The organism is Streptomyces beihaiensis (genome assembly GCF_026274175.1).
GTDB lineage: Bacteria > Actinomycetota > Actinomycetes > Streptomycetales > Streptomycetaceae > Streptomyces > Streptomyces beihaiensis.
This window is the reverse complement of the sequence record NZ_JAPHNL010000309.1, coordinates 24,783-32,175: the sequence shown is the minus strand read 5'-3', so window position 1 is coordinate 32,175 and position 7,393 is coordinate 24,783. Positions and strand designations below refer to the sequence as shown.

Here is a 7,393-nt window from a genome sequence, read left to right as displayed (position 1 = left end):
GTACTTGGGCTTTCGGCCGGTGCGGCGAGAGGGCGTGCCGGGCGTCGCGACGGGGCGAACGTTGCCTGTCGGGGCACCAGGCCCCTGTCCGGGGCCCCGAGCGTCGGTGCGCCGTAGGGTCTTCGAGGAGACAGAGGCCCTACGGCGACAAGGAGTTCCCCCTTGCCTCCTGCGAACCGCACCGTCCGCACCACCGAGGATGTCTTCCGGCTGCTCGACGGAGTCTTCGGCCGTGTCGAGGACGGCCCCGACTGGTGGGACCGGTTCTACGCGGAACGGGACCGCGACGTCCCCTTCTTCGTGGACAAACCCGACGAGAACCTCTCGGCACACCTGGCCGCCCTCCCGCCCCGCCCGGCGGGCGCCCGCGCGCTCGACCTGGGGTGCGGACCCGGCCGCAACGCCGTTCACATCGCCGCGCACGGCTTCACCGTGGACGCCGTCGACCAGTCGGCCACCGCGGTCGCCTGGGGGCGTGAGCGGGCCGCGGCGGCGGGCGCCGACGTCCGGTTCCATCAGGGCAGCATCTTCGACGTGCCGCTGCCCGACGCCCCGTACGACCTCGTCTACGACTCCGGGTGCCTGCACCATCTGCCTCCGCACCGCCGGGTCAGCTATCTGGAGCTGCTGGAGCGTGTTCTGGCGCCCGGCGGGCATTTCGGGGTGGTCTGCTTCGCCGCGGGCGCCGACGGCTCCCTCAGACCCGACCAGGAGCTGTACCGGACCGGGGACCTGGGCGGCGGCCTCGCGTTCGGGCCCGACGAGCTGCGCTACCTCTTCGCGGACCTGGAGGAGGTCGAGATGCGCCCGATGGCGCCGCGGGGCGAGGACGCGGTGACCTTCGGCGAGCCGTTCCTGCTGACCGCCCTGTTCCGGCGCCCCGCCTGACGGGTGCGTACGGACGAGACGAAAGGGCCCCGAACCGCAATGGTTCGGGGCCCTTTCGCGACGGTTCGCCCGGTCTACGACTGCGCCGCCCGTGCCTCTCGGCGGTTGTCGCGGAAGTTGTTCACCCGCCGCGCCGTGGCGAACAGCGGGATCACCGCGCCGAGCACCAGCTGGAGCGTGCACCCCATGGCGAGCAGCAGCTGGCCGCCGGGCGCGTCGAACGCCCAGGCCGTGAGCATGCCCATGCTCAGCACGATCCAGGAGAGCATGGCCACCGCGAGCCGACCGCGCGGCTTCGGGTACTCGACCCGGCTGACCATCAGCCACGCCGTGCCGATGATCGCGAGCAGCGTCGCCACGAACGGCAGCTGAAGCAGCACGATCGAGACGACCGTCAGCGCGCCGAACGGTGACGGCATGCCCTGGAAGGTGCCGTCCTTCACCGTCACGCACGAGAAGCGGGCAAGCCGCAGCACGACCGCGAGCAGCACCACGATGGCGCCGACCGCCGCGACTCTCTGGTGCGCGTCGTCGGCGACCATGCCGTAGACGAGCACGAAGTACGCGGGTGCCAGACCGAAGCTGATCAGGTCGGACAGGTTGTCCAGTTCGGCGCCCATCGGCGACGAGCGCAGCTTGCGTGCCACCAGACCGTCGAACAGGTCGAAGATCGCGGCGGCGAGCATCAGGATCACGGCGGTGGCGGCACTGTGCCGCGCCATGCCGGACTCCGCGGCGCCCTGGAGGTGCGGGATGAGGATGCCGGTCGTCGTGAAGTAGACCGCCATGAAGCCGCACGTGGCGTTGCCCAGCGTCAGCGTGTCCGCTATCGACAGGCGCAGCGACAGCGGCATCTCCTCCGCGTCGTCCGTCTCGTCGGGCTCGGGCACCCAGCCGGTCCGGGTCTCTGAGTCAGTCACGGTCAAGGCGAGTCACCCCCGCCACGGTCTTCTGGCCGACCTCGACGTCGACCTCCACGCCCTCGGGAAGGTACAGGTCGACGCGCGAGCCGAAACGGATCAGGCCGACCCGCTCGCCCTGCTCGACCTTGGTGCCGCTGGGCACGTACGGGACGATGCGGCGGGCGACGGCGCCGGCGATCTGGATCATCTCGATGTCACCGAGGTCGGTGTCGAAGTGCCAGACGACGCGCTCGTTGTTCTCGCTCTCCTTGTTGAACGCCGGGACGTATCCGCCCGGGATGTGTTCGACGGAGGTGACGGTACCCGCGAGGGGGGCGCGGTTGACGTGCACGTTCAGCGGGCTCATGAAGATCGCGACACGGGTCCGCCCGTCCTTCCACGGCATGATGCTCTGCACCACACCGTCGGCGGGGGAGATGACCCGGCCCTGCGTGATCTCGCGCTCGGGGTCGCGGAAGAACCACAGCATGCCGGCCGCCAGAGCGGTGGACGGGACGGCGAGTGCTGCGGCCTTCTTGGAGCTGCGTGAGCGGGCCAGGCTGAGTGCCGCCGTGGCCACGGTCGGAAGAAGCCACGGCGAGGCTCCGCGCGCAAGACGTCCCTTGAGGACGCCGTCGCGTGGTGCAGAGGTTTGGCTGTGGGGCATGGATGACCTTCGTAGCGGATGAGGCCGCGCTGGTTACGGGGGGACGGCGGCTTTTCCCGGGATGCTATCGGTTGCGAGCCGCAACTGGGCAAGCCAGGAAACCGAGTCGGCGGCCGAAGAGCGTTGACGGGGTGTGATCTTCTTCGCGACGAAAACACCCCGTAACGGACATCTCGCCCAGGTTCAGCCCTGGAATCGATACTCTTCGAGCAGTCGACGACCAATGATCATTTTCTGGATTTCGGCGGTACCTTCACCGATCAGCAGCATCGGCGCCTCGCGGTACAGGCGCTCGATCTCGTACTCCTTCGAGAATCCATAACCGCCGTGAATCCGGAACGCGTCCTCCACGACTTCCTTGCAGTATTCGGAGGCCAGGTACTTGGCCATCCCTGCTTCGAGGTCGTTTCGTTCCCCGGAGTCCTTTTTGCGTGCTGCGTTCACCATCATCGCATGAGCGGCCTCGACCTTGGTAGCCATCTCCGCGAGTTTGAACTGGATCGCCTGGTGCTTGGCGATCGGCTTGCCGAAAGTCTGCCGCTGCTGGGCGTACGAGACGCCGAGTTCGAAGGCACGCTGCGCGACGCCGCAACCGCGGGCCGCCACATTCACGCGGCCGACTTCCACGCCGTCCATCATTTGGTAAAACCCTCGGCCGGTCTCGCCGCCGAGCACGCGATTGGCCGGAATACGCAGGTTGTCCATGACCAGCTCGGTCGTGTCGACGCCCTTGTACCCCATCTTGTCGATCTTCCCGGGGATCGTGAGGCCGGGCCGGACCTCGCCGAAGCCGGGCTCCTTCTCCACGAGGAAGGTCGTCATCGACTTGTGGGGGGCGGTGCCCTCGGGGTGACCTTCATCACTTCGAGTGAGAACCGCCACAAGCGTTGACGTGCCGCCGTTGGTCAGCCACATCTTCTGGCCGTTCAGGACGTACTCGTCGCCGTCCCTGACCGCCTTCGACGTGATCGCCGACACGTCCGAGCCGAGGCCCGGCTCCGACATGGAGAACGCGCCGCGCACCTCGCCGAGCGCCATCCGCGGCAGGAAGTGCTCCTTCTGCTCCCGCGTGCCGTGCTGCTTGAGCATGTACGCCACGATGAAGTGCGTGTTGATGATGCCGGAGACCGACATCCAGCCGCGGGCTATCTCCTCCACGCACAGCGCGTAGGTGAGCAGCGACTCGCCCAGACCCCCGTACTCCTCGGGGATCATGAGACCGAAGAGCCCCAACTCCTTGAGCCCGTCGACGATCTGCTGCGGGTACTCGTCGCGGTGCTCCAGCTCCGTCGCGACCGGGATGATCTCCTTGTCCACGAAGTCCCGGACGGTGGACAGGATCTCCTGCTGGACGTCCGTGAGGCCGTGGGTCTGGGCGAGTCGGCTCATCGTTACTTCTTCTCCTGCGCCTTCGGCTCGGGGCGGCCGGGCTGCTCGCCGCCGCGCTCCTTGATGTACGTCTCGGTGGGCACCATCACCTTGCGGCGGAAGACGCAGACGAGCGTGCCGTCCTGCTTGTACCCCTTGGTCTCGACGTGGACGATCCCGCGGTCCGACTTGGACTTCGACGGGGTCTTGTCCAGGACCGTCGTCTCGCCGTAGATGGTGTCGCCGTGGAACGTCGGCGCCACGTGGCGCAACGACTCGATCTCCAGGTTGGCGATGGCCTTGCCCGACACGTCGGGGACCGACATACCCAGGAGCAGCGAGTAGATGTAGTTGCCCACGACGACGTTCTTGCCGAAGTCCGTCGTCTTCTCCGCATAGTTCGTGTCCATGTGGAGCGGGTGGTGGTTCATCGTCAGAAGGCAGAAGAGATGGTCGTCGTACTCCGTGACCGTCTTCCCCGGCCAGTGCTTGTACACGTCGCCGACGGTGAACTCTTCGTAGGTGCGGCCGAACTGCATGGTTGTCTCACGCCTCCGGGGCTTCGAACTTCGACGTGCGCTGCATGCCGGCCGCACGCCCCTTCCCGGAGATGACCAGCGCCATCTTCCGGCTGGCCTCGTCGATCATCTCGTCGCCGAGCATCGCCGAGCCCTTCTTGCCGCCCGCCTCCGACGTGTAGTACTCGTACGCGTCCAGGATCAGCTCGGCGTGGTCGTAGTCCTCCTGGGAGGGCGAGAAGACCTCGTTGGCGGCCTCGACCTGGCCCGGGTGGAGCACCCACTTGCCGTCGAAGCCGAGGGCGGCGGCGCGCTGGGCGACCTCGCGGTAGCCGTCGACGTTCTTGATCTGCAGGTACGGGCCGTCGATCGCCTGGAGGTCGTTGGCGCGGGCGGCCATCAGGATCTTCATCAGGATGAAGTGGTACGCGTCCGCCGGGTAGCCGGGCGGCTGCTCGCCGACGACCAGCGACTTCATGTTGATGGAGGCCATGAAGTCGGCCGGGCCGAAGATGATCGTCTCGACGCGCTGGGAGGCCGTCGCGATCTCGTTGACGTTGTTCAGGCCCCGCGCGTTCTCGATCTGCGCCTCGATGCCGATCTTGCCGACCTCGAAGCCCATCGTCTTCTCGATCTGGGTGAGCAGCAGGTCGAGGGCGACCACCTGGTCGGCCGTCTGGACCTTCGGCAGCATGATGCAGTCGAGGTTCTGGCCGGCCCCCTCGACGACGGTCACGACGTCGCGGTAGGTCCACTCGGTCGTCCAGTCGTTGACCCGCACGACGCGTGTCTTGCCCGTCCAGTCGCCCTCGTTGAGGAACTTGACGATGGTGTGCCGGGCCTCCGGCTTGGCCAGCGGGGCGCACGCGTCCTCCAGGTCGAGGAAGACCTGGTCGGCGGGGAGGCCCTGGGCCTTCTCCAGGAAGCGGGGGTTCGAGCCGGGCACCGCCAGGCACGAACGGCGCGGACGGAGTCGGTTGACGGGGGACGTCATGCGGGGACCTCCAACGGGTCGAGGTGGTTCGCTTGCCGGATCTCGTCGACGATACGGCCGATGATCTCCGTGATACCGAAGTCCTTGGGAGTGAAGACGGCGGCGACACCCGCCCGCTTCAGATCCTCGGCGTCGGCGTGGGGAATGATGCCCCCGACGATGACGGGGATGTCGGTGGCGCCCGCCTCGCGCAGCCTGGCGAGCACATCGGGCACCAGCTCGGCGTGCGACCCGGACAGGATCGACAGGCCGACGCAGTGCACGTCCTCGGCGAGCGCGGCGGACACGATCTGCTCAGGGGTGAGCCGGATGCCCTGGTAGACCACCTCGAACCCGGCATCACGGGCCCGCACGGCGATCTGTTCGGCGCCGTTGGAGTGGCCGTCAAGGCCCGGCTTGCCGACCAGCAGGCGCAGCTTGCCGCCGAGCTCGTCGCCGGTGCGGCGGACCTTCTCGCGGACCTCGGCCAGCGGGGTGCCCTCCTCGGCGGTGACGGCGACCGGCGCCGACGAGACGCCGGTGGGCGCCCGGTACTCGCCGAAGACCTCACGCAGGGCCTGGGACCACTCGCCGGTCGTGACCCCGGCGCGGGCGCACTCCAGGGTGGCCTCCATGAGGTTCTCCGTACCCGCCGCGGCCTCCTTGAGGCGGTCGAGCGCCTGCCGGGTCGTCGGGTAGTGGAACGGGTCGCCCATGCCCTGCCGGTCGCTGGACTCCTGGCGGGTGGTGCGCCACTCGCCGATGGCCCGCACCACCCGCTGCTCGACCGCGTGGTCCACCGTCATGATCGCGGTGTCCAGGTCGGCGGTGAGCGGGTTCGGCTCGGTCGACTCGTAGATGTTCACACCGACGATCTTCTCCTCGCCGGCCTCGATCCGCGCGCGCCGCTCCGCGTGCGAGGCGACGAGCTGCGACTTGAGGTAGCCCGACTCGACGGCGGCCATCGCGCCGCCCATCTCCTGGATCCGGTCGATCTCGGAGAGCGACTCGGCGACCAGCGCGTCGACCTTCTTCTCGATGACGTGCGAGCCCGCGAAGATGTCCTCGTACTCCAGCAGATCGCTCTCGTGGGCGAGGACCTGCTGGATGCGCAGCGACCACTGCTGGTCCCAGGGGCGGGGGAGCCCCAGCGCCTCGTTCCAGGCGGGCAGCTGGACGGCGCGGGCGCGCGCGTCCTTGGAGAGGGTGACCGCCAGCATCTCCAGGACGATCCGCTGGACGTTGTTCTCCGGCTGCGCCTCGGTCAGGCCCAGCGAGTTGACCTGCACCCCGTAGCGGAAGCGCCGCTGCTTCGGGTTCTCGATGCCGTACCGCTCGCGCGTGATCTGATCCCAGATCCGCCCGAACGCCCGCATCTTGCACATCTCCTCGACGAAGCGGACACCCGCGTTGACGAAGAAGGAGATGCGGGCCACGACGTCCCCGAACTTCTCGGCGGGGACCTGCCCTGCGTCGCGTACGGCATCGAGAACCGCGATGGCGGTGGACATCGCGTACGCGATCTCCTGGACCGGTGTGGCCCCCGCCTCCTGAAGGTGGTACGAGCAGATGTTGATCGGGTTCCACTTGGGGATGTGGGACACCGTGTAGGCGATCATGTCCGTCGTCAGGCGGAGCGAGGGCCCCGGCGGGAAGACGTGCGTCCCGCGGGAGAGGTACTCCTTGACGATGTCGTTCTGCGTCGTGCCCTGCAACTGCGCGATGTCCGCGCCCTGCTCCTCCGCGACGACCTGGTAGAGCGCCAGGAGCCACATGGCGGTGGCGTTGATCGTCATCGAGGTGTTCATCCGGTCCAGGGGGATGTCCTGGAACAGACGGCGCATGTCACCGAGGTGGCTGACCGGGACGCCGACCCGGCCGACCTCGCCGCGCGCGAGCACGTGGTCCGGGTCGTACCCGGTCTGGGTCGGCAGGTCGAACGCGACCGACAGACCCGTCTGGCCCTTGGCGAGGTTGCGCCGGTACAACTCGTTGGACGCCTCCGCCGTGGAGTGACCGGCGTAGGTGCGCATGAGCCACGGCCGGTCCTTCTGACGCTCAGTCATCTGCTGCTGCT

7 protein-coding genes are annotated in these 7,393 nt (G+C 68.1%); 1 reads left to right on the top strand and 6 read right to left on the bottom strand.

Features of this window, described 5'->3' with window-relative positions; genetic code table 11:
- The first annotated feature begins 162 nt into the window (after positions 1 to 162).
- Entirely contained in the window at positions 163 to 888 is a 726-nt protein-coding gene (locus tag OFY01_RS27160) for a class I SAM-dependent methyltransferase (protein WP_266604249.1), read from the top strand.
- A gap of 74 nt (positions 889 to 962) precedes the next feature.
- Here the strand turns inward: OFY01_RS27160 and pssA are convergent, their stop codons facing one another.
- From pssA to OFY01_RS27130, 6 genes are all read right to left on the bottom strand, one after another.
- Entirely contained in the window at positions 963 to 1,778 is an 816-nt protein-coding gene (gene pssA / locus OFY01_RS27155) for a CDP-diacylglycerol--serine O-phosphatidyltransferase (protein ID WP_266604255.1), read from the bottom strand.
- Between the two features lie 22 nt (positions 1,779 to 1,800).
- Entirely contained in the window at positions 1,801 to 2,457 is a 657-nt protein-coding gene (locus OFY01_RS27150; RefSeq protein WP_266604248.1) for a phosphatidylserine decarboxylase, read from the bottom strand.
- A 183-nt stretch (positions 2,458 to 2,640) separates the two neighbouring features.
- A complete protein-coding gene (locus OFY01_RS27145; RefSeq protein ID WP_266604246.1) occupies positions 2,641 to 3,846 on the bottom strand; it encodes an acyl-CoA dehydrogenase family protein in 1,206 nt (401 codons plus the stop codon).
- A gap of 2 nt (positions 3,847 to 3,848) precedes the next feature.
- The gene (locus OFY01_RS27140; RefSeq protein ID WP_266604244.1) at positions 3,849 to 4,364 is read right to left on the bottom strand and encodes a MaoC family dehydratase; all 516 of its coding nucleotides are present in this window, start codon (positions 4,362 to 4,364) and stop codon (positions 3,849 to 3,851) included.
- A gap of 7 nt (positions 4,365 to 4,371) precedes the next feature.
- Positions 4,372 to 5,337, bottom strand: a complete 966-nt coding sequence (locus OFY01_RS27135) for an HpcH/HpaI aldolase/citrate lyase family protein (RefSeq protein WP_266604242.1) — start codon at positions 5,335 to 5,337, stop codon at positions 4,372 to 4,374.
- Positions 5,334 to 7,382 (bottom strand): protein meaA, encoded by a 2,049-nt coding sequence (locus OFY01_RS27130; protein WP_266604240.1) that lies wholly within the window; start codon positions 7,380 to 7,382, stop codon positions 5,334 to 5,336. The genes OFY01_RS27135 and OFY01_RS27130 overlap by 4 nt, the downstream gene beginning before the upstream one ends.
- Between the last annotated feature and the right edge of the window lie 11 nt (positions 7,383 to 7,393).